The sequence below is a fragment of the Bacteroides sp. f07 genome (assembly GCF_042854785.1).
Lineage (GTDB): Bacteria > Bacteroidota > Bacteroidia > Bacteroidales > Bacteroidaceae > Bacteroides.
In genome coordinates, this window is sequence record NZ_BAABXI010000003.1 from 246,977 (window position 1) to 267,171 (window position 20,195).

General features: G+C 45.6%; 10 protein-coding genes, 2 tRNA genes and 3 rRNA genes. 4 read left to right on the plus strand and 11 right to left on the minus strand.

The window, feature by feature from the left end; translation table 11 throughout:
- Positions 1-10 precede the first annotated feature (10 nt).
- The 9 genes from kdpA to ACGHVY_RS20890 all read right to left on the minus strand — a co-directional run bounded on the left by kdpA (position 11) and on the right by ACGHVY_RS20890 (position 11,741).
- Positions 11-1,717: a potassium-transporting ATPase subunit KdpA gene (gene kdpA / locus ACGHVY_RS20850; protein WP_390601302.1), complete on the minus strand. Its 1,707-nt coding sequence runs from the start codon at positions 1,715-1,717 to the stop codon at positions 11-13.
- Between the two features lie 25 nt (positions 1,718-1,742).
- The gene (locus ACGHVY_RS20855) at positions 1,743-1,823 is read right to left on the minus strand and encodes a potassium-transporting ATPase subunit F (protein WP_390602061.1); all 81 of its coding nucleotides are present in this window, start codon (positions 1,821-1,823) and stop codon (positions 1,743-1,745) included.
- 373 nt (positions 1,824-2,196) lie between these two features.
- A 5S ribosomal RNA gene (gene rrf / locus ACGHVY_RS20860) occupies positions 2,197-2,308 on the minus strand.
- Positions 2,309-2,380: 72 nt separating this feature from the next.
- Positions 2,381-5,260 (minus strand): 23S ribosomal RNA (locus ACGHVY_RS20865).
- Between the two features lie 147 nt (positions 5,261-5,407).
- Positions 5,408-5,481 (minus strand) — tRNA-Ala (locus tag ACGHVY_RS20870).
- A 54-nt stretch (positions 5,482-5,535) separates the two neighbouring features.
- A tRNA-Ile gene (locus ACGHVY_RS20875) sits at positions 5,536-5,612 on the minus strand.
- Positions 5,613-5,775: 163 nt separating this feature from the next.
- Positions 5,776-7,305: ribosomal RNA gene (locus ACGHVY_RS20880) — 16S ribosomal RNA — on the minus strand.
- Together the 16S, 23S and 5S rRNA genes with 2 tRNA genes alongside form the textbook arrangement of a ribosomal RNA operon.
- A 913-nt stretch (positions 7,306-8,218) precedes the next feature.
- A complete protein-coding gene (locus tag ACGHVY_RS20885) occupies positions 8,219-8,557 on the minus strand; it encodes a hypothetical protein (RefSeq protein WP_390601303.1) in 339 nt (112 codons plus the stop codon).
- A 1,843-nt stretch (positions 8,558-10,400) separates the two neighbouring features.
- On the minus strand, positions 10,401-11,741 hold the full coding sequence (locus ACGHVY_RS20890; RefSeq protein ID WP_390601306.1) for a sigma-54-dependent transcriptional regulator: 1,341 nt from the start codon (positions 11,739-11,741) through the stop codon (positions 10,401-10,403).
- 131 nt (positions 11,742-11,872) lie between these two features.
- Between ACGHVY_RS20890 and ACGHVY_RS20895 the strand changes: the two genes are divergently transcribed.
- The 4 genes from ACGHVY_RS20895 to ACGHVY_RS20910 all read left to right on the plus strand — a co-directional run bounded on the left by ACGHVY_RS20895 (position 11,873) and on the right by ACGHVY_RS20910 (position 16,230).
- Positions 11,873-14,344, plus strand: a complete 2,472-nt coding sequence (locus ACGHVY_RS20895; RefSeq protein WP_390601309.1) for an FAD-dependent oxidoreductase — start codon at positions 11,873-11,875, stop codon at positions 14,342-14,344.
- 33 nt (positions 14,345-14,377) lie between these two features.
- Positions 14,378-14,728 carry a winged helix DNA-binding protein gene (locus tag ACGHVY_RS20900; RefSeq protein ID WP_390601312.1) on the plus strand — a complete coding sequence of 117 codons (351 nt, stop codon included), beginning with the start codon at positions 14,378-14,380 and terminating at the stop codon, positions 14,726-14,728.
- A gap of 224 nt (positions 14,729-14,952) precedes the next feature.
- Positions 14,953-15,588 (plus strand): DUF4136 domain-containing protein, encoded by a 636-nt coding sequence (locus ACGHVY_RS20905; protein WP_308745682.1) that lies wholly within the window; start codon positions 14,953-14,955, stop codon positions 15,586-15,588.
- A gap of 15 nt (positions 15,589-15,603) precedes the next feature.
- The gene (locus ACGHVY_RS20910; protein ID WP_308745683.1) at positions 15,604-16,230 is read left to right on the plus strand and encodes a porin family protein; all 627 of its coding nucleotides are present in this window, start codon (positions 15,604-15,606) and stop codon (positions 16,228-16,230) included.
- A 100-nt stretch (positions 16,231-16,330) separates the two neighbouring features.
- On the opposite strand, the gene ACGHVY_RS20915 is transcribed toward ACGHVY_RS20910, so the two are convergent.
- The gene (locus ACGHVY_RS20915) at positions 16,331-19,345 is read right to left on the minus strand and encodes a glycoside hydrolase family 3 N-terminal domain-containing protein (protein WP_390601315.1); all 3,015 of its coding nucleotides are present in this window, start codon (positions 19,343-19,345) and stop codon (positions 16,331-16,333) included.
- A complete protein-coding gene (locus tag ACGHVY_RS20920) occupies positions 19,342-20,172 on the minus strand; it encodes a metallophosphatase (RefSeq protein ID WP_308745685.1) in 831 nt (276 codons plus the stop codon). The genes ACGHVY_RS20915 and ACGHVY_RS20920 overlap by 4 nt, the downstream gene beginning before the upstream one ends.
- Between the last annotated feature and the right edge of the window lie 23 nt (positions 20,173-20,195).

Below are 20,195 nucleotides of genomic sequence, written 5' to 3' on the forward strand. Positions count from 1 at the left end.
TAAATCAGTATTACAAACTTAAATGTTCAGCAATCGTACTCAACGCGTGCACCGGAAAGAAAGACAAAGCGGCAACGATAAAAATAACGGCAAACGTCATTACTCCGAAGGTCAGCGTATCCGTCTTTAACGTTCCGGCACTTTCCGGTATAAACCTCTTCTGAGCCAGCAGACCGGCAATGGCAACCTGGCCGATAATAGGAATGAAACGGCTAAGGATAAGGACTATGCCACACGTATAATTCCAGAAGTAAGTATTATCGCCCAGTCCTTCGAACCCCGAACCATTGTTGGCCGCACAGGAAGTATATTCATAAAGTTGCTCGCTCAATCCATGAAATCCCAAGTTGTTCAGCCAGCCGCCTTCACTTTGTACGAAATCGGGATGATGCACATAAATGTAGCTTGACAACGCTGTAAATACCAGTATCACAAACGGATGAAGCAAGGCGATAACCGTAGCGATTTTCATTTCGCGGGCTTCCACTTTCTTCCCAAGAAATTCCGGTGTGCGCCCCACCATCAACCCGCTGATAAAGACAGCAATAATTATAAAGGTATAGTAATTCATCCATCCCACACCGACACCGCCGAACCAGGTATTAATCTGCATATTCAACATTTCCACCATACCGGACAGCGGCATGGTAGAATCATGCATACCATTCACCGAACCATTGGAAGTCACAGTGGTAGTCACACTCCACAAAGCCGTCGCCCCGGCTCCCAGCCTTACTTCCTTTCCTTCCATCGCACCGTTATCCTGACTGATTCCCATAGCATCAATACGAGGATTGCCGCCCATCTCCTGATTGACATTGATGCAGACTCCTACCAGATAGGCAAAAAGCATCACCCCGAAAATAGTATATCCTAACTTTCTTCTGCGTGTATAGAACCCCAGCGCAAGTACCATAGCCATCGGAATAATCAGAATAGACCAACATTCCAACATATTAGTAAGATACGTCGGATTCTCCAACGGATGAGAAGAGTTGGCACCAAAGTAACCGCCGCCATTCGTACCCAACTGCTTGATAGGAACAATCGCGGCCGCAGGTCCCTGAGAAACCATCTGTTCCTGACCTTCGAGTGTCGTCACCTTCATCTTTCCGTCAAATCCCATCGGAGTACCTTGAAGAATAAGGATAAAACCTACAATCAGAGAAAGCGGGAGCAGGATACGTGTGCAGCTCACTACAAGAAATTGCCAAAAGTTACCGATTGTCTTTGTAGTCTTGGCAGCAATACTTTTCATGATACCCGCCATAGCAGCCATACCTGTCGCAGCAGTGATAAACTGGAAGAGCATGATGACAAACAACTGCGTAAAATAAGTCAATCCGCTTTCACCGCTATAATGCTGCAAGTTACAGTTCACCATGAAACTGACACAGGTATTGAAAGCCTGATCCGGTGTCTGGGCACCGTTACCATCCGGATTCAAAGGCAACCAACCTTGTGCGACCAACAATAGCATTCCCCAAAAGAACCAGAAAGCATTCAGTATCAACAGAGCTTTCAAGAACTGTTTCCAGTTCATTTCCTCTTTGGGGTTGATTCCGCACACTCTGTAAATGCCCCTTTCGAGAGGAGCCATAAAATCCGACCAGGTCTTTTCTCCTTTGTAGACCTTGGCGATATATTTTCCCAATGGATAAGCGAGAATCACCATCAAGGCAACCTGCGCAACCACACCTAAAATTTCTGTATTCATACTTTTACCTTAATCTGTATATTACTTAAAACTTTTCGGGTTTGATGAGCACATACATCAAATAACCGAAACTCGCAATACCTAATACGAATAATGTTGTGTACATAAGTCTATCCTCCTTTTTCTTTTAAATATTCTCAAACCAGTCTATACATTTCCAGAATAGCCAGAAACAAGCGCCCCCGCTCAACAGGCAGAAAATAAATGATAATGTTATCCCCATGCTTTCATGTTTTTAAATGGATTAATAATTCTGATTATTTGCCAGAGATAATGCCAAAGGCGTGCCAAAAAAGGGAATACAGATATAAAGAACTGATTTACTGAACAATAAACAAATAGTGTGATAATAAAGAATAAGGAAATACCCTACCATTTTGAAAGGGGGTATGTTATTTTGGAAAGTTATAGAGAAGCGGTATAAGTGTATAAAAACAGAAATCCCCTTGACTCTTAATGAATCAAGGGGACTCTTCAAAAAACGGCGGCTACCTACTCTCCCACTGTTACGCAGTACCATCGGCGTGACGAGGCTTAACTTCTCTGTTCGGAATGGGGAAGAGGTGGAACCCTCGTGCTATAACCACCTGAATAAGGTTATGACATGATGAAAAAGTAAAATTAGCAACAGCTAAACGTATATATCGCGACCCGTACAGGTCCGAAAGAAAGTGAACGGGCAATTAGTAATGCTCGGCTATGATGTTACCACCTTTACACCTGCATCCTATCAACGTCATCGTCTTTGACGACCCTAAGAAATCTAATCTTGTGGCTGGCTTCGTACTTAGATGCTTTCAGCACTTATCCAATCCCGACTTAGATACCCAGCGATGCACCTGGCGGCACAACTGGTAAACCAGCGGTCAGTCCAACACGGTCCTCTCGTACTAGTGTCAGAGCCACGCAAATTTCATACGCCCACGATAGATAGAGACCGAACTGTCTCACGACGTTCTGAACCCAGCTCGCGTGCCACTTTAATGGGCGAACAGCCCAACCCTTGGGACCTTCTCCAGCCCCAGGATGTGACGAGCCGACATCGAGGTGCCAAACCCCTCCGTCGATATGAGCTCTTGGGAGGGATCAGCCTGTTATCCCCGGAGTACCTTTTATCCTTTGAGCGATGTCCCTTCCATGCGGAAACACCGGATCACTATGCTCTAGTTTCCTACCTGATCGACTTGTATGTCTCCCAGTCAAGCGCCCTTATGCCATTACACTCTACGGACGGTTACCAATCGTCCTGAGGGCACCTTTAGAAGCCTCCGTTACACTTTTGGAGGCGACCACCCCAGTCAAACTACCCACCAAACAGTGTCCTCCTTTTTAGGAGTTAGAACTCAAATAATCAAAGGGCCGTATTTCAACAGCGACTCCACACAAACTGGCGTCTGCGCTTCAAAGTCTCCGGCCTATCCTACACATCAATTACCCAAATTCAATGTTAAGCTATAGTAAAGGTTCACGGGGTCTTTTCGTCCCATCGCGGGTAATCGGCATCTTCACCGATACTACAATTTCACTGAGCTCACGGTTGAGACAGTGTCCAGATCATTACACCATTCGTGCAGGTCGGAACTTACCCGACAAGGAATTTCGCTACCTTAGGACCGTTATAGTTACGGCCGCCGTTTACTGGGGCTTCAATTCAATGCTTCTCTTGCGATGACATCTCCTCTTAACCTTCCAGCACCGGGCAGGTGTCAGGCTGTATACGTAATCTTTCAATTTTGCACAGCCCTGTGTTTTTGTTAAACAGTTGCCTGGACCTATTCTCTGCGCCCAACTCTCGTTGGGACCCTTTATCCCGAAGTTACAGGGTCAATTTGCCTAGTTCCTTAACCGTGAATCACTCAAGCGCCTTAGTATATTCAACCCGACTACGTGTGTCCGTTTGCGGTACGGGTACCTTAAAGATTAAGTTTAGCGGATTTTCTTGGAAGTATGTTTACACGCACTATTGGATTGTTCCGAAGAACGTTCCATACTATCAGGTTCGACTCTTGCGGTGGATTTGCCTGCCACAATCAACATCTACACCCTTCAACGGACTATTCCGTCAGTCCGCGGCGCTGTCACTGCTCCGTCTCCACGTCACTCCTTAAGGTAGTACAGGAATATTAACCTGTTCTGCCATCGGCATCACCGTTCGGCTGAGCCTTAGGACCCGACTAACCCTGATCCGATTAGCGTTGATCAGGAAACCTTAGTCTTTCGGCGAGGGGGTTTCTCACCCCCTTTATCGTTACTTATACCTACATTTGCTTTTCCACACGCTCCAGCAAAGCTCACGCTTCACCTTCGACGCAGAGTGGAATGCTCCCCTACCGATCATTACTGATCCCATAGCTTCGGTAAATTGCTTGATGCCCGATTATTATCCACGCCAAACTCCTCGACTAGTGAGCTGTTACGCACTCTTTAAATGAATGGCTGCTTCCAAGCCAACATCCTAGCTGTCTTAGCAATCTGACTTCGTTAGTTCAACTTAGCAATTATTTCGGGACCTTAGCTGATGGTCTGGATTCTTCTCCTTTAGGACATGGACCTTAGCACCCATGCCCTCACTCCTGGGATCGAACTACTGCGCATTCGGAGTTTATCAAGACTTGATAGGCGGTGAAGCCCTCGCATCTTATCAGTCGCTCTACCTCACAGTAGTAATTCCCAAGGCTGCACCTAAATGCATTTCGGGGAGTACGAGCTATCTCCAAGTTTGATTAGCCTTTCACCCCCACCCTCAGTTCATCCGGAAGCTTTTCAACGCTTATCGGTTCGGTCCTCCAGTTAGTGTTACCTAACCTTCAACCTGACCAAGGGTAGATCACTTGGTTTCGCGTCTACTCCTTCCGACTAATCGCCCTGTTCAGACTCGCTTTCGCTTCGGCTACACATTTTAAAATGCTTAACCTTGCCGGAAAAAGTAACTCGTAGGTTCATTATGCAAAAGGCACGCCGTCACTTCTTACGAAGCTCCGACCGCTTGTAGGCGCATGGTTTCAGGGACTATTTCACTCTTCTGTTCGAAGTTCTTTTCACCTTTCCTTCACAGTACTGGTTCGCTATCGGTCTCTCGGGAGTATTTAGCCTTACCGGATGGTCCCGGCGGATTCACGCAAGATTCCTCGTGTCCCGCGCTACTCAGGATACCACTACGCTTCGTTTAGCTTCGAATACCGGACTATCACCGTCTATGGTTTCATTTTCCAAAGAATTCTTCTCACTAAATGTCTTGCGACAACGTGGTCCTACAACCCCATATATGCCGTAACATACATGGTTTGGGCTAATCCCCGTTCGCTCGCCACTACTAGGGGAATCATTATTATTTTCTTTTCCTACAGGTACTAAGATGTTTCAGTTCCCTGTGTTAGCCTCTTGCTATGCAAGATGTCATTCCTTCAGAATGACGGGTTATCCCATTCGGAAATCTCCGGATCAAAGGTTATTTGCACCTACCCGAAGCTTATCGCAGCTTATCACGTCCTTCATCGCCTCCGAGAGCCAAGGCATCCGCCATGCGCCCTTGCTTACTTTCTTTCAAACTGACTTCTTTCCAACTTGGCACTGCCTGGGCAATGTTGATGAGGAAAGAACGTACGGTTCGATATATACTTTTAGCTCTTTACTAAAATTTTACTTTTTGTTATCATCATGTCAAAGATCGTTTTCTCTTTTCAGAGAGAGTGGAGAATAACGGATTCGAACCGTTGACCCTCTGCGTGCAAGGCAGATGCTCTAGCCAGCTGAGCTAATCCCCCAAGAGGTTATCAAGAATCTGGTTTTTGGCTTTCGCTTTTCCTCCTTCTTGAGCTTGGTAGTCCCAGGCAGAGTTGAACTGCCGACCTCTACATTATCAGTGTAGCGCTCTAACCAACTGAGCTATAGGACTAGTTCAACCTTGTCTACCTGATGTTAGACTCGGCTTCTTTTTTCTCTTGTTTATCTCTATCTATAATTCTATAGATGGTTGATCTATATTCTATAAATAAACAAGTACCAGTAGTACAAAAAACAGAACCTCAATAAAGTCATTTGTTACGACATCGCTCCAGAAAGGAGGTGTTCCAGCCGCACCTTCCGGTACGGCTACCTTGTTACGACTTAGCCCCAATTACCAGTTTTACCCTAGGACGCTCCTTGCGGTTACGTACTTCAGGTACCCCCGGCTTTCATGGCTTGACGGGCGGTGTGTACAAGGCCCGGGAACGTATTCACCGCGCCATGGCTGATGCGCGATTACTAGCGAATCCAGCTTCACGAAGTCGGGTTGCAGACTTCGATCCGAACTGAGAGAGGTTTTTGGGATTGGCATCCTGTCACCAGGTAGCGGCCTTCTGTACCCCCCATTGTAACACGTGTGTAGCCCCGGACGTAAGGGCCGTGCTGATTTGACGTCATCCCCACCTTCCTCACATCTTACGACGGCAGTCTCTCCAGAGTCCTCAGCATGACCTGTTAGTAACTGAAGATAAGGGTTGCGCTCGTTATGGCACTTAAGCCGACACCTCACGGCACGAGCTGACGACAACCATGCAGCACCTTCACATTTGCCTTGCGGCTATAATGTTTCCACTATATTCAAATGCAATTTAAGCCCGGGTAAGGTTCCTCGCGTATCATCGAATTAAACCACATGTTCCTCCGCTTGTGCGGGCCCCCGTCAATTCCTTTGAGTTTCACCGTTGCCGGCGTACTCCCCAGGTGGAATACTTAATGCTTTCGCTTGGCCGCTTGCTGTATATCGCAAACAGCGAGTATTCATCGTTTACTGTGTGGACTACCAGGGTATCTAATCCTGTTTGATACCCACACTTTCGAGCCTCAGTGTCAGTGACCAGTCTAGTGAGCTGCCTTCGCAATCGGAGTTCTTCGTGATATCTAAGCATTTCACCGCTACACCACGAATTCCGCCCACCTCTACTGTACTCAAGACTGCCAGTTTCAACTGCAATTTTACGGTTGAGCCGCAAACTTTCACAACTGACTTAACAATCCACCTACGCTCCCTTTAAACCCAATAAATCCGGATAACGCTCGGATCCTCCGTATTACCGCGGCTGCTGGCACGGAGTTAGCCGATCCTTATTCATATGGTACATACAAAATCCCACACGTGGAACATTTTATTCCCATATAAAAGAAGTTTACAACCCATAGGGCAGTCATCCTTCACGCTACTTGGCTGGTTCAGACTCTCGTCCATTGACCAATATTCCTCACTGCTGCCTCCCGTAGGAGTTTGGACCGTGTCTCAGTTCCAATGTGGGGGACCTTCCTCTCAGAACCCCTATCCATCGTAGTCTTGGTGGGCCGTTACCCCGCCAACAAACTAATGGAACGCATCCCCATCGATAACCGAAATTCTTTAATATCTCTCTCATGCGGGAGAAATATACCATCGGATATTAATCTTTCTTTCGAAAGGCTATCCCCGAGTTATCGGCAGGTTGGATACGTGTTACTCACCCGTGCGCCGGTCGCCATCTCCAGTTTGCAAGCAAACTGAAATGCTGCCCCTCGACTTGCATGTGTTAAGCCTGTAGCTAGCGTTCATCCTGAGCCAGGATCAAACTCTTCATTGTAAAAGTATTGTTAATCAGCATTACTGCTGTTTTTTGCTCTGTTCAGGATGCCGTACAATTTATTGACTCTATTTCAAATACCTGTGTCTCACTTATATTTCTATAGTTGAAAACAAGCATTGACGGTTCTATTTTTTTAACTTGTACTACTTGTATTGTTTATCAATATTTCAAAGAACTTGTCGCTTTCGTTTCAAAAGCGGGTGCAAAGGTAAGAGGTTTTATTTTAACTACCAAACTTTTTCGGAAGTTTTTTTTTGTTTTTTTCTTTTTAAACTCATTTCTCAGGCTCTCTTGCGAAAGGGAAAGAATAATTAAAAAAGAAGGACTAAAACCGTTTGCCTTGCAATTCGGACTGCAAAGATAAGAACTTTTATTTCTATTATCCAAACTTTTCTGGAAGTTTTTTGTTCTTATTTTTAAGCCGGAGCTCGCTTTATCACTAAGTCATTATTGCAAGGCTTTCTTCTCTTGGAAAGCGGGTGCAAAAGTACTCCCTTTTAGTATATACTCCAAATATATCACACTCTTTTTTCTAATTATTTTTGAATGGTGATGATAACTCGCTGATTGATAATGATGTTGTAGAACATATTTTTTAGAATACGAGAAGGCGGGGGCGGGAAAGGGAACAAGGGGACACCTTATTATATTCACGTGCGTGCGTTATGCGCGCGAAGGGATTAAAAACCGAGAAGAAAAAAAAGAATGGAAATTACAGAAGAAGAAAAAAAGATGGCGGTAAGATTTATTATAGATAAAAGGGATATTCAGAAAAAAGCAAGAGGATGTCCGTATGGGGAAAATGGACACCCTCTCTAGGAGACAAACCGGAAAGACGACTTTCACAAGCTATCTGCCGGTTCGCGACCTCCGTCATAAATCCGGGGAAGGATTACGAAAACGGACTTCATCACTCCGAAGATTGACGCAAATTAACCAGTTCCGCCCATTTGTTCAGGCTCAAGTCAATGCCGCCTTTTTCCAAGGAATGCAGAGAGGAAAGGAAATATTTTATTATACGCTCAGGATTATCACACATGACATAGGTCAGCTCGCCAAGGGCATAACGAAGACGCGAGATTTGGACATAGTCTACCTGGGTACAGGAGTCATCCATAGAAGCCTCAACCAAATTATCCAGGATTTCATAAGCCTGGCTTTGTTCAGAACTCGTTAGCTCACTTATGGGCTTGTGCATGATAGGGTGCTGCATCAAACGGATGATGTTCTCTTTAAAATCGCTGCTCATCGTTATTGTCTTGTTTGCCGCATCAGTTCCCAGTGGTGCGAGGGTTATATATAAAAAAGAGAGCGTGGAAACTATCTACTTACGTCCTTTATAGAGGCATCGGCTAAGACCCTTCCACGAACATAAGTGATAGTCCCACGCCCAATTGAGTATATAACAAGATTATATATACAAAAGATGCGTGAGACCTGTCACTTGTTGCCATTCGTGGATAAAATTAGCCGATTTTCCTATAAAGAATTGCAATAAATAACCGTTCTCAATAAAACTATCAAAAACTTACTTTCTTCGCTAGAAAGTAAACTATGACAAAAGTAGCAATTTATATTTAGCAAGCAAACAATATTGACAAGGAAATGACTATGAGACATAAAATTATTTTGGTTATACGTAGGCGACTTTCAAATCCCCCTCCAATTAGCATTTTCGGCTTAAAGGCAACGCATTCATGAGTTAAACCCAACGGACGATGGGGTTACGCTACTCAGCCCCTCTGCAAAGAAAAAGAAAACATTTCTCATATTCTCATAACATACAACGTAATCACATATAAATCAACAAGATAGCACTATGAGAAATAAAATCAAAAACGGGATTTCTCATGCTTTTCCCATCATGTTAGCCTAAAAACAGTGTATTTCTCATGCATTTATCAATCATTTCTCATAAGGAAAGCAACACTTCTGAAACAGAAGAATCATTAAACAGCAACATCTTTCAAGGTAAACATGAAGGAATGTACCGCTTAATTTCATATCATCAAGCGGTACTTTACAACACACGAAGCAGACATCAAGATGTCATCCCACTATTGTCCGGACATCTTTCCTTAGCCATCTGTACATCTTCCCTTAGTCATGTGAAAGGGTTCACTCCAGTAAACAAATAGGCTGACAGCCGTAGATAGATACGACCACATATATGAACAAAAAAGCCCACAATTGTGAGCCCCTACACATGATGAAGGGAAAACATTAGAATAACAAAGGATTGACATACAACATACAAAGAATGACATATAATATATAAGGAAGTTACGTATGACATATAAGGAACCGACATATAATATATAAGGGCTTTACGTATGATATATAGGAGAAAAAGAAGAAAAACGGGTACTTGAAACCGAAACAGGCATAAGATTAGAGGCAATATGAAGCAAATCAGGCACAAAAAGCAGCCGGCATGGAGTATATAGACTTAGCACAAGGAAATACATATCACACTGATTACAAGCACATTACTTATTAAAAGTAAAAAATCAGTATGAGGGTAAAAGTTACTATCAGGGGGGATAAAACGACCTGCTACCATAGAGGAAACAACGATGAACAAGGGGATTCAAGATATTTATGAGGGTATGAGGGCAAAACTCAACAAAAATTTTATGGGAAGAACCTACCAACAGAAAGATACAATGGAGTTGGACAAAGTTTTCACTCCGGCATTTTGCAGGGTTTCGAGAGGTATCTATTGGAGAAGATTGCAAACCGGTATATGCCAGCCAGGATATTAATCATTCCCACTTTCTTATCAACAATCATAGCCGGGTATTATCCCATTCCGGATGCCGAAACAATTTCCGACTTGCAGTGTTCTAACCACAACGAATGGCATTGGTTTCTTTGGGCTTCAAAGGAGAAAAGACTTCTTGTATGTAAATCAAGGATATGCGCAAACTACATAGTGTGGGACGGTATATCGATAGCTAATTCCCAAGAAAGCGTTCAGGGATTCCCACTTTAGTTATCAGGAGCCGTCATCCCTAATACCACACTATGTTTTATTTTTGTTTGTTTGTATGCTAATGCCCTGCGCTGTGAAGCGCGGGGCATTCATTTATCTAAATCTTATATTCTTCTATCTTCCGATATAGCGTAGTAAGCCCTATTTTCAACAAGCGGGCTGTCTCCGTCTTATTCCCTTTTGTATATTCCAACACACGTGCAATATGCCTGCGCTCCATTGCAGCCAGTTCAAAACTGCCCGTTGTATCGTCCGAACATTCATAGTGACTGTTCTGAATCTCCAAAGGAAGGTCGCAGACATCCAATCGCCCGCCTTCACAAACTATCAGACTGCGTTCGATTACGTTTCTCAGTTCGCGGATATTCCCTTTCCAGGGCTGTTGCTCCAATGCATGAAGAAAGGCGGGAGTCATTTCACAGATTGCATACGAGAGCTTTTCAGAAAATCTTTTGGCAAAGGCGGCAGCAAGAATCTTAATATCTCCTGCACGTTCGCGAAGCGCAGGAAGATGTACCTGAAATACGGAAAGGCGGTAGAACAAGTCTTCACGGAAGCGCCCTGCCTTGATTTCTTCCTGCAAGTTGCGGTTAGTGGCGGCAATGACACGTACATTGACCCGTGTCGGTTTGGTGTCGCCTATCTTTATATATTCACCAGTTTCGAGGATACGCAATAACTTAGCTTGCAGTTCAAATGCCATCTCACCGATTTCGTCCAGAAAGATAGTTCCGTTGCTGGCTTCTTCAAAAAGCCCTTTCTTATCTTTTACCGCACCGGTGAACGAGCCGGCTCTATGCCCGAACATTTCGCTTTCCAGCAATTCCTTACTGAAAGAGGAACAATTGACCGCCACAAAATTCTGCCTGCTGCGTTTGCTGTTATAATGTATGGCCTGTGCAAACACTTCCTTTCCCGTTCCGGTTTCTCCGGTCAGCAATACAGGAACATCTGTCACGGACACCTTTTGCGCCAGCAGGACAGCGTCTTTCAATGTTTTCGATTCCCCCAGAATAGAATCGAACGAATACATCTGCCCGACTTTCTTTTCCAGTTTCTCCAGGCGGACATTCATCTTCGCCTTTTCTACGGCACGGCTGACCAGAGGGATAATCTTATTGTTATCGTCTCCTTTCGTTATATAATCAAACGCACCATTCTTGATAGCCTGCACACCGTCGGGGATATTGCCATGGGCGGTAAGAAGAATCACTTCTACGTTGGGAGCCGTCTTTTTGATGTTCAACACCAAATCCACACCATTTCCGTCCGGAAGAAAAACATCGCACAAAACCACATCGGGCGATTGGACTTCCAATTGCTTGACGGCAGCCTTACAGTCACCTGCCTGACACACTTCATACCCTTCGAGCCCCAACATACGAGCCAGAAGGCTGCGAATCTGGACTTCATCGTCAATAATAAGAATCTTACTCATACAATTTGCCTGTATTAAAATAGAAGAATGAAAAAACAGGGTGTGCAAATATAAGTTTTTTCAATGAATCCATGAACATTTTGCTTACGTAGTTCGTTATTTCCATGGGAAACTATTTACAAAATAAATATATGAAAATAATCATTATCGGAGGCGTTGCAGGCGGAGCTACCACTGCTGCCCGAATCAGACGAGTAGACGAATCGGCAGAAATCATTCTTTTGGAAAAAGGGAAATATATATCGTATGCCAATTGCGGGCTACCTTATTATATAGGCGGAGTTATCGAAGAACGCGAAAAACTGTTCGTCCAGACTCCCGAAGCATTTTCTACACGATTCCGCGTAGATGTCCGCACGGAAAATGAAGTGATTTTTATCGACCGGAAAAGAAAGACGGTCACGGTGCGGCAAAGCAGCGAGGACACGTATGAAGAGAGTTACGACAAGTTGTTAATATCAACCGGTGCCTCCCCCGTACGTCCACCCCTGCCGGGGATAGACCTGAGCGGAATCTTCACGCTGAGAAACGTTGCGGATACGGATAAAATCAAAGCATATATCGACAGCCACGCTCCGCGGAAAGCCGTAGTGGTAGGAGCCGGATTTATCGGACTCGAAATGGCGGAAAACCTGCATGCGCAAGGGGCGAAAGTGTCGATTGTGGAAATGGGCAACCAAGTAATGGCGCCCATCGACTTTTCGATGGCTTCGCTGGTTCATCAACACCTGATGGACAAGGGGGTGAATTTATATTTGGAACAAGCCGTAGCTTCTTTTGAACGGAACGGCAAAGGATTGAAGGTCAACTTCAAGAACGGCCGGTCTATTGCAGCCGATATCGTTATCTTATCTATCGGGGTGCGTCCGGAAACGAATCTGGCACGGGCTGCCGAACTGACTATCGGCGCTGCCGGCGGCATTGCCGTGAATGATTACCTGCAAACGTCCGACGAATCCATCTATGCGATTGGCGACGCGATTGAATATCGCCATCCGATTACCGGAAAGCCCTGGCTCAATTATCTTGCCGGACCCGCCAACCGCCAGGGGCGTATCGTCGCAGACAATATACTGGGAGCGAAGATTCCGTATGAAGGCTCCATCGGCACTTCCATCGCCAAGGTTTTCGACATGACGGTGGCCTCTACCGGATTGCCCGGAAAACGATTGCGGCTGGAAGGAATTGATTATATGTCGTCTACCATTCATCCGTCTTCCCACGCCGGATATTACCCGGATGCAATGCCGATGAGTATAAAAATCACTTTCGACAAGCAGACAGGACGGCTGTACGGAGGACAGATTGTGGGCTATGACGGAGTGGACAAGCGGATTGACGAACTTGCGCTTGTCATCAAGCATGAGGGAACCATCTACGACCTGATGAAAGTGGAACAGGCTTATGCGCCCCCGTTCTCTTCCGCCAAGGATCCGGTAGCACTTGCGGGCTATGTGGCAGAAGATATTATTACAGGCAGAACGAATCCTGTGTATTGGAGAGAATTGAGAGACATTGAAATGGAGAACAAATTCCTGCTGGATGTCCGCACTTCGGATGAATTTGCTTTAGGAACGTTGCCGGGAGCCGTGAATATCCCGTTGGATGAACTTCGCGACCGGCTGTCGGAACTGCCGAAAGACCGGATGATTTATATGTTCTGCGCTGTCGGGCTACGGGGATATCTCGCCTACCGTATCTTGACACAACACGGATTTGACAAGGTGCGTAATCTGTCGGGCGGACTGAAAACTTACCGTGCCGCTACTGCCCCTATCATCCTGCACGAAGAAAATGAGAATGAAACGCTGAAAACGCCCGCACAACAAGAGACAACGGCACAAACCGGACAACCTGCCACCCCCGCCGCAACCGCCCAGACAATACGGGTGGATGCTTGCGGACTGCAATGTCCCGGCCCGATTCTGAAAATGAAAAAGACTATGGACGGACTGGCTTCGGGCGAACGGGTAGAGATTACGGCAACTGATCCGGGATTCCCACGTGACGCCGCCGCATGGTGCAGCTCGACCGGCAACCAACTGATTTCGAAAGAAACATCCGGTGGAAAATCTGTTGTTATTATAGAAAAAGGAGAACCAAAATCATGTAATATTGTTACTACTTGTGATGGCAAAGGAAAAACTTTTATCATGTTTAGTGATGATTTAGATAAAGCTTTAGCTACCTTTGTGCTCGCTAATGGCGCAGCAGCCACGGGACAGAAAGTCACAATCTTCTTTACCTTTTGGGGATTGAACGTCATCAAAAAGTTGCATAAGCCGAAAGTGGAGAAAGATATTTTTGGAAAGATGTTTGGTATGATGCTGCCTTCAAGCTCCAAGAAGCTGAAACTTTCAAAGATGAGCATGGGCGGAATAGGCGGAAAGATGATGCGGTATATCATGAAGGAGAAAGGAATTGACTCACTCGAATCACTGCGTCGGCAAGCTCTGGAAAACGGCGTTGAATTCATCGCTTGCCAGATGTCGATGGATGTGATGGGAGTGAAAAAAGAAGAACTCCTGGACGATGTGACCATCGGCGGCGTAGCAACGTATATGGAACGAGCGGACAATGCCAACGTCAATCTGTTTATTTAACAGGAAGAATTAATAAAATATATTCAATAAGATATGAAAACAATATGTGCAATGCGTGATGTATTCAGAGCCATGACAAACTTTGAATCTGCATTTGAAAAAGTCTACCGGATATCACTGAACGAAGCTATGATATTGTGCAGCCTCAAGTGCTCAACGGAGAGAATGACAGCCACCAACCTGGCAAAACAAACAGACTTGAGCCCGTCGCATACATCAAAAATGCTCCGGATACTGGAGGAAAAAGAGCTAATCATCCGGACACTCGGAAACGAAGACCGCCGGCAAATGTATTTCCATCTGTCCCAAGCGGGTAAACAACGGGTGAACGAACTGGAACTTGATAAAGTTGAAATACCGGAATTACTAAGACCTTTGTTTTAACAACGGATTTTCAAACAAATTCCCGCAAACAGTAAAACAATGAGCAATCCGCCTGAACATGGGCAGATTGCTCATTGTTCTTACAGAAAAGAACAAAAAGAAAGATGTTAATTTTCCGGCAAAATAATTTTTCAGGCGAACCTTTTCTTTTTTTTCTTGTTGTTTGTAACAAAAGCCCCAAGGTACCAGGGCATGATTTTATATAACCTAAACATTATAAAGATATGAAGAAATTAATTCCTATTTTATTGGCGGTCTTTGCACTCGCTTCCTGCGAAAAAGACCCGGACATGGGTAAGCTGGATGACAACTATCTGGTATACACTAACCACGACGAGAAAGCTGACTTCAAAGTTCCTACTTTCTTTCTGGCACCTCAGATCCTGGTGATCAGTGACAGTAAAGAACCGGAATATCTCGAAGGAGAAGGCGCTGAACAAATTTTGGCTGCTTACACGGAAAACATGGAAGCCAGAGGATATACGGCCGCTGCCGACAAAGAAAGCGCTGACCTCGGTATTCAAGTGAGCTACATCGCAAGTACTTATTATTTCACCAGCTACGCACAGCCGGAATGGTGGTGGGGATATCCCGGTTACTGGGGCCCGAACTACTGGGGCGGAACCTGGGGTGGCGGATGGTACTACCCGTATGCCGTGACTTACAGCTATAGTACCAACTCATTCCTGACAGAAATGGTGAACTTGCAAGCCGAACAAGGTGAAAGCAAAAAACTGCCTATTGTATGGACAAGCTACCTGACCGGATTTGACACTGGTTCCAAAGCTATCAACCGCACTCTCGCAGTGGAAGCTGTCAACCAGTCATTCGCTCAGTCACCTTATCTTACTAACAAATAATCAACTACAACTGTTATGAAAACAAGAAAAAATATATACTTCAAGGTGATAGCCTTGGCGGCTATTGCCATCGCCTTCGCCATGCCGGCCAAGGCACAGTTATCAGACAATGGATATGCCAACATCGACTGGCAATTCAATGCCCCGCTAAGTAATCATTTCGCTGACAAAGCAAGTGGTTGGGGTATGAACTTCGAAGGTGGTTATTTTGTAACTCCCAACATCGGTTTGGGACTTTTCCTTAACTATCACAGTAACCACGAATACGTAGGTCGTGAAACGTTTAAAATGGCAGGCGGCGATGTAACTACCGACCAGCAACATACTATGTTCCAGTTGCCTTTCGGTGCTGCTGCACGCTACCAATGGAACCGCGGCGGTTCTTTCCAACCTTATGTCAGCGCAAAATTAGGTGCTGAATATGCGAAAATCCGCTCCAACTTCAATATGCTTGAAGCAAGAGAAGACAGTTGGGGATTCTATGCTTCTCCTGAAGTGGGTGTCAACGTATTCCCTTGGGTATACGGTCCGGGCTTGCACTTTGCATTGTACTACAGCTATGGTACCAACAAGGCTGACGTACTGCATTACAGTGTAGACGGATTGAGCAACTTCGGCTTCCGCCTGGGTGTATCGTTCTAAAAAAGAACTACAACTGTCAGAATATTACGTTAATAATAAAAAGATGCCCTTCTACCGTTACAGGTGGAAGGGCATTTCTTTTTATTTTTTATCGGAAGGATTATTTTTTCTTCATCGCGCCATAAATCGCTTCCTGTATCCGTTCGCGAATATGCAGTTGATTGAGTTTACGATTGGTGACATCGGGATAGATGCGGTTACTCAGGAAAACATACACTAGTTCGTTCTCGGGATCCACCCATGCACAAGTGCCGGTAAACCCGGTATGGCCGTACACTCCGGCAGGAGCAACGGATGCACAATTTCCCTTCTTTGAATCTTGCATATCCGGCTTATCAAACCCTAAGCCTCGCCTGCTTATCTTTGACACTTCTGTGGTGAATAGCTGACAGGTTTCTTTGCTCAGATAACGTTTTCCGTCTATCTCTCCCCCATTCAGCAACATCTGATAGATATGCGCCACTTCACGGGCAGTAGAGAACAGCCCGGCATTCCCCGCCAGCCCGCCGAAGAAGGCGGAAGCCTCATCATGCACGAATCCCTGCAAGGTCTCTTTACGCAAGAAACGGTCTTTATTGGAAGGAACGATTTCTGATTTGGCGAAACGGCGCAAAGGCAAATAGCCGGTACGCTCCAACCCCATCGGCCCGTAAAACTCACGCTGCAAGTAGGCTTCCATAGGCATACCCGCCAACTGTTCCACCAACATTCCCAACAGAATGAATCCTATATCGCTATATACGTAACGTTTCTGCTTCAACGGAGTTTCCACGATTTTCTCTTCTATCACTTTCCGGAAAGAACGGTTCAACCACAGGCTGTCGCAAATCTGAACTGTATAATCTCCGGTCTTGACAGGAGATATGTATTCACTCTTAAACTTGAATTTCGGGTTCGCCCACGTAGCTGTCCCAATCCGCACAGGATGCTGTGCATCTTTGCGTGCGCTGAACAGTCTCCCGTCATAACTGTCCTTATCAATGGCTTCTTGATAGAAAGGAAGCCAGGGGGGCAGTCCGGACTGATGGTACAGGATTTCCCGAATCGTTATATCCTTCTTATCAGTACGTTGCAGAAACGGCAAATAATCGGAAATCTTATCAGTCAGATTAAAACGCCCCTTATCGTAGAGTTTCATGACGGCGAGCAGCGTTCCCGTTGTCTTGGAAAGGGAAGCCAAGTCATAGATGTCCGTAGATTCGACACGGGGACTTCCTTTTCCCGCATAAGTACCGAATGCCTTATCAAACATGATATGGCCGTTTTTCAGGACTACCACCTGGCAACCGGGATAGGCGCCCTGCTGAATACCGTCCAAGGCAATGGTGTCAATCTTTTTAAGAAGGGCGGATGAAAGTCCGTATTCCTCCGGAATGAAGTGCGAAGGGCTTTCCGGAGTGATAGTCACTCCCGCACCTGTCGGAAACAATCCGCCGAGACTTGCTGATAATCGGCCGTCCGCGGTAGCTTTGGCAAATAATATGTCAGCCGTCTGACGCTGTACGTCGCTATTGTGACTATGCCCCAATACCACTGCCGAAGCGTCAGATACAGCCCGGTGAATCTGCAACATCATTTTCCCGGGAGTGAAGAAGAGATAAATAGCCGGACTTTCGGGAGCGAACTTTGCAAAGAACGGGTGATAAGGAGCCAGGCGTTGTTCACTTACGGCTATTACGATTCGTTTATAAGTAGCCAGCGAATCACGCAGTCGCCGGTTTTCTTCTTCTGTCTGATTAGGACGGAGACGAAAACGTGACAGTGACGCATAGCGGGACATTTGTTTCGCCAATGTTTCCGTTTCTCCCGGTTTCCCGACTTCGAGCAATGCAATCCTCTGCGCCTTGTCGGCGTGGAGCGGCAGGATATGATTCTTATTATTCAGAACGGTAATTGCCGCCTGATTCAGCCGACGAATCAAATCACGTGCCTGAGGGCTGTTGACTCGTTGTTCCAGACCGGACAACTGTACAAACGGCTTTTTCTTGAGTCCTAACACATACTTATAGGTCAATACTTTACGGCATTTATTTTCAATATCCTCTTTGCTCAGTTCCCCTTTTTCAACGGCTTCGAGCACGACAGGAATTTCATCTTTCAGATTGCGCGGAGCAAGTACCATATCATTACCGGCTTTCAGTGCCTGCAAGCTGACGTTGCCGTTGCCGGACACTCCTTTCATAGCAAGGGCATCGGTGAATATTAACCCTTTGAAGGCCAACTCGTCCGTCAGCAAATCATAGACGACATTACGGGACAAAGAAGAGGGAAGTCCGCCTATCGGCTCGATAGCAGGCACTTGCAGATGTCCCACCATCATACCGCCTAGTCCGGCACGAATCGCTTTTTTAAAGGGATACAGTTCAACGCTGTCCAAACGCTCGCGAGTGAAAGGAAGCACCGGAAGCGCTTTATGTGAATCGACATCGGTGTCTCCATGACCGGGAAAATGTTTACAGACGGATAATACTCCCCCACCTTCCAGGCCATAAGCGTAAGCGATTACTTTATCTGCAACCTGTACCGGGTCTTCTCCGAAAGAACGGGTGTTGATGACCGGGTTCTTGGGATTGATGTTCACATCCGCTACCGGAGCAAAATTAACCTGCACTCCAATCTGCCGGCATTGACGGGCTACTTCTCTCCCGTATTCATAAATCAGTTGATTGTCACGGATGCATCCCAATACCATATTTCTTGGAAAAACAGGCGTCCCGCGCAAACGCATCGCCAGCCCCCATTCTCCGTCGAAAGTAATCATAACAGGTACTTTCGCCTGTTTTTGCGCCCGGTTTGTCAAGTCGACCTGGGTTTGCATCTTCCCACCGGAAAAAAGGAGTCCGCCTACCTTATAAGTATCGACAGCTTCGTGCAGCAGCTCCAGATTCCGTTTGGTATCTACCGGTGCAATGGTATAGATAAATAACTGCCCCACCTTCTCTTTAAAGGAGAGTTTGTTCATCACCGAGTCTACCCAATGACGGCAATCTTCATCCTGAAGAGCTTTATAAACTAACAGTGGTTCGGCAGTGGTGGTAACATTCTGAGCCGAGCTTGTGGCTTGTCCGACCGAGAATAGAATTAAAATCGCTAAAATTGAGGGAATTATCTTCATTTACGTTTCAAAGTCAAATTGAGACGACCTACACGCACACCACTTTTTCCTGAGTGCATGAGGGGCACCTCTTTTCCGTCCATATTCAAATAAGTTTTCGGGCCTTTCATAAAGGTATGCGAATGTCCGCCCAAAATCACGTCGATATTGCGTGTTTTCGCAACCAGGCGTTCGTCCATCTGAATGCCCAGATGGGACAGGCATACAATCACGTCACACCCTTTCTTTTTCAGCAAGGCTGCTATCTCATTCGATACTTCGATAGGGTTTTCATAAACTACTCCTTCACATTTATTCGCCTGAATCAAACCTTCGGGCTTAGCTCCCAAACCGAATACGCCAATCTTCAAGCCGTATCTTTCGAGGATTACATAAGGCTTTACGATGCCTTTCAAGGGGGTAGCATCGAGGTTGTAATTGGCGCAAACTACCGGAAAGTTTGCCATTTTGAAAAGACGTGCCATATTATCCAGGCCGAAATCAAACTCATGGTTGCCGATAGTCATGGCATCGTACCCCATTTCGTTCATCAATTTGACTTCCACTTCTCCCTGAAACATATTATAATAAGGTGTGCCTTGGGAAATGTCTCCACAATCGAACAACAGGACATTCTTATGTTCCTTGCGGAACCGGTCAAGAAAAGTAGCCCGGCGGACAAAGCCGCCTTCATCATAATTACGGTCGCCTTTCTGGTTGATAGGTTCAATACGGCTATGTACGTCGCTGGTCTGTAAAAGTATAAGTTCCTTGGTATCCTGCGCAAATATGGAAAAAGCAAAGCTCAATGCAAGGCATAACAGGAATGATATCTGAATTCTTTTCATATTCAATATTTTTAGATTCTCCT

What these genes read in the sequence shown, in the direction of transcription:
- ACGHVY_RS20920 (WP_308745685.1), bottom strand. Translation starts at nt 20,172, where the DNA reads ATGAAAAGAATTCAGATATCATTCCTGTTATGCCTTGCATTGAGCTTT.
- ACGHVY_RS20855 (WP_390602061.1), bottom strand. Translation starts at nt 1,823, where the DNA reads ATGTACACAACATTATTCGTATTAGGTATTGCGAGTTTCGGTTATTTG.
- ACGHVY_RS20895 (WP_390601309.1), top strand. Translation starts at nt 11,873, where the DNA reads ATGAAAATAATCATTATCGGAGGCGTTGCAGGCGGAGCTACCACTGCT.
- ACGHVY_RS20885 (WP_390601303.1), bottom strand. Translation starts at nt 8,557, where the DNA reads ATGAGCAGCGATTTTAAAGAGAACATCATCCGTTTGATGCAGCACCCT.
- ACGHVY_RS20915 (WP_390601315.1), bottom strand. Translation starts at nt 19,345, where the DNA reads ATGAAGATAATTCCCTCAATTTTAGCGATTTTAATTCTATTCTCGGTC.
- ACGHVY_RS20900 (WP_390601312.1), top strand. Translation starts at nt 14,378, where the DNA reads ATGAAAACAATATGTGCAATGCGTGATGTATTCAGAGCCATGACAAAC.
- ACGHVY_RS20905 (WP_308745682.1), top strand. Translation starts at nt 14,953, where the DNA reads ATGAAGAAATTAATTCCTATTTTATTGGCGGTCTTTGCACTCGCTTCC.
- kdpA (WP_390601302.1), bottom strand. Translation starts at nt 1,717, where the DNA reads ATGAATACAGAAATTTTAGGTGTGGTTGCGCAGGTTGCCTTGATGGTG.
- ACGHVY_RS20910 (WP_308745683.1), top strand. Translation starts at nt 15,604, where the DNA reads ATGAAAACAAGAAAAAATATATACTTCAAGGTGATAGCCTTGGCGGCT.
- ACGHVY_RS20890 (WP_390601306.1), bottom strand. Translation starts at nt 11,741, where the DNA reads ATGAGTAAGATTCTTATTATTGACGATGAAGTCCAGATTCGCAGCCTT.